This is a genomic window from Salinispora pacifica CNR114, assembly GCF_000514775.1.
In the GTDB taxonomy this organism is placed as follows: domain Bacteria; phylum Actinomycetota; class Actinomycetes; order Mycobacteriales; family Micromonosporaceae; genus Micromonospora; species Micromonospora pacifica.
Genome location: NZ_AZWO01000087.1, coordinates 1 through 2,129, shown reverse-complemented (window position 1 = coordinate 2,129; position 2,129 = coordinate 1). Strand labels below are relative to the sequence as shown.

Below are 2,129 nucleotides of genomic sequence, written 5' to 3'. Positions count from 1 at the left end.
ACTGGGCTGAGGTCCGTCGGTTGCATCGGGCTGAGGGTGTTCCGATCAAGGAGATTGCGCGTCGGTTGGGTTTGGCGCGTAACACGGTCCGTTCGGCGCTTCGGGCCGAGGCGCCGCCGTCGCGTGAGCGCGGCCCTCGCGGTTCGTGTGTGGATGGGGTCGAGCCGCAGGTCCGGGCGTTGCTCGCGGAGTTCCCGCGGATGCCGGCGACGGTGATCGCTGAGCGGATCGGGTGGACGAAGTCGCTGACGATCCTCAAGGACCGGGTTCGGGAGCTGCGTCCGTTGTTCGTTCCGCCGGACCCGACCGACCGAGTGGAGTACGACCCGGGTGAGGTCGCCCAGTGTGATCTGTGGTTCCCACCTCAGCCGATCCCGGTTGGTGGTGGGGCTGAGCGGATCCTGCCGGTGCTCGCGATGACCTGCGGGTACTCGCGGGTCACGGACGCGGTCATGATTCCCAGTCGCAAGGCCGGAGACATCCTGGCGGGGATGTGGGAGATCGTGGCCGGGTGGGGTGCCTGTCCACGGACCTTGGTCTGGGATCGGGAGGCCGCGATCGGTGGCACCGGGAAGCTCACGACGGAGGCGGCGGCGTTCGCCGGGACGATCGGGGTGCGTATTCGCCTGGCCCCGCCCAGGGATCCGGAGTTCAAGGGGTTGGTCGAGCGGCGCAACGGGTTCTTCGAGACCTCGTTCCTGCCTGGGCGTGTGTTCACCTCGCCGTTCGACTTCAACGTCCAGATCAGCGACTGGCTCGTGCAGCGCGCGAACACGCGCGTCCTGCGCGCGATCGGCTTGACGACGCCCACGGCTAGGTGGGCGGCGGACCGGGCCGCGATGGTGGCTCTGCCGCCGGTGGCGCCGGCGATCGGGCTCACGCATCGGGTGCGGCTGGGGCGGGACTACTACGTGCGTATCGACGGCAACGACTACTCCGTGGACCCTCGGTGCATCGGCAGGTTCATCGACGTGCTCGCCACCCCCGCCCGGATGGTCGCCTCGTGCGCCGGGCAGGTCGTGGCTGATCACGACCGTGACTGGGGCCATGCCCGCACGATCACCGATCCCGAGCATCAGGCCACCGCCCGGCTGCTGCGCCAGGACTTGGCTGCCCGCCGGCGGCAGGCCTCGACTCGTTCGCACGCTGATGGACACGTCGTGGCGATCCGTGCCCTGCCGGACTACGACGCCCTGTTCGGCGTGGACTTCGACCCCCGCCCCGACGTCGAGGCGGTCCAGAAAAGCGCAGCCGGAGGAAAGTAGATGACCACGACAACGAAGACCAGACCGGCGCCGGACGGGCTGGGATCCAAGCTCGCCTACCTCACCAGAGTCCTCAAGACGCCCACGATCGGGCGGACCTGGGAGACCTTGGCCGACCAGGCCAGACAGGCGAACTGGTCGCACGAGGAGTACCTCGCCGCCGTGTTGGAACGGCAAGTCGCCGACCGCGAGTCCGCCGGCACGACGATGCGGATCCGCACCGCGCACTTCCCGGCGATCAAGACCCTGGAAGACTTCAACCTCGACCACCTGCCGAGCCTCCGCAAGGACGTGCTCGCGCACCTGGCCACGGCGACGTTCATCCCGAAGGCGGAGAACGTGATCCTGCTCGGCCCGCCCGGCCTGGGCAAGACCCACCTGGCCATCGGGCTCGGGATCAAGGCCACCCAGTCCGGCTACTCGGTCCTGTTCGACACCGCGACGAACTGGATCGACCGCCTCGCCCGCGCCCACCACCGCGGCGCCCTGGAAGCCGAGCTGAAGAAGATCCGCCGCTACAAGCTCATCATCGTCGACGAAGTCGGCTACATCCCCTTCGACACCGACGCAGCAAACCTGTTCTTCCAACTCGTCGCATCTCGCTACGAGGCCGGCTCCATCCTCGTCACCTCGAACCTGCCGTTCGGGCGGTGGGGCGAGGTCTTCGGCGACGAAGTCGTCGCCGCCGCGATGATCGACCGCCTCGTGCACCACGCCGAGGTCCTCACCCTCGCAGGCGAGTCCTACCGCACCAGAGCCCGCCGAGAACTCCTCGCGAAGGACCGCAACAAGTAGCACGTAACGACCTCCAGGGGGTCAATCCCAAAACGTCGATAGGGGGTCAGTTCCAATCCGCCGTTGACA

The 2,129-nt window shown here is 68.0% G+C and carries 2 protein-coding genes; both read left to right on the top strand.

Features of this window, described 5'->3' with window-relative positions:
• On the top strand, positions 1–1,265 hold a 1,265-nt coding region (istA, locus tag B118_RS0124800), incomplete at its 5' end, for an IS21 family transposase (RefSeq protein WP_202902371.1).
• The gene (istB, locus tag B118_RS0124795; RefSeq protein ID WP_018738804.1) at positions 1,266–2,060 is read left to right on the top strand and encodes an IS21-like element helper ATPase IstB; all 795 of its coding nucleotides are present in this window, start codon (positions 1,266–1,268) and stop codon (positions 2,058–2,060) included.
• The last annotated feature ends 69 nt before the right edge of the window (positions 2,061–2,129 follow it).